The sequence below is a fragment of the Nocardioides antri genome, from assembly GCF_008373765.1.
Lineage (GTDB): Bacteria > Actinomycetota > Actinomycetes > Propionibacteriales > Nocardioidaceae > Nocardioides > Nocardioides antri.
In genome coordinates this window covers 1-288 of sequence record NZ_VUJW01000082.1, presented here as the reverse complement: position 1 = coordinate 288, position 288 = coordinate 1, and the positions used below count along the sequence as shown (strand labels likewise).

The 288-nt window shown below is 50.7% G+C and carries 1 protein-coding gene; it reads left to right on the top strand.

Annotated elements, in window-relative coordinates:
* Positions 1-29 precede the first annotated feature (29 nt).
* Positions 30-288: hypothetical protein (locus F0U47_RS22655; RefSeq protein ID WP_188111459.1), on the top strand; the 259-nt coding region annotated here is incomplete at its 3' end.

Sequence of the window (288 nt, the reverse complement as noted above, 5' to 3'; positions counted from 1 at the left end):
GCTTGACCCTCTGTATTATGTCCTATTTCATGGAGGACGTCGACCTTAACACCTACATGTACTACCTCCACATGAACTATCCGTTCTGGATGACCGACGACGCATACGGCATAAACAAGGAGCGTCGTGGCGAGATCATGATGTACGCCAACCAGCAACTCCTAGCTAGAATGAGACTGGAACGTCTGAGCCACAAGATGTGTGACGTTAAGCCTATGATGTGGAACGAGCCCCTAGAGACCGGTTACTGGCCTAAAATCCGTCTTCCCAGCGGTGATGAAATGCCCG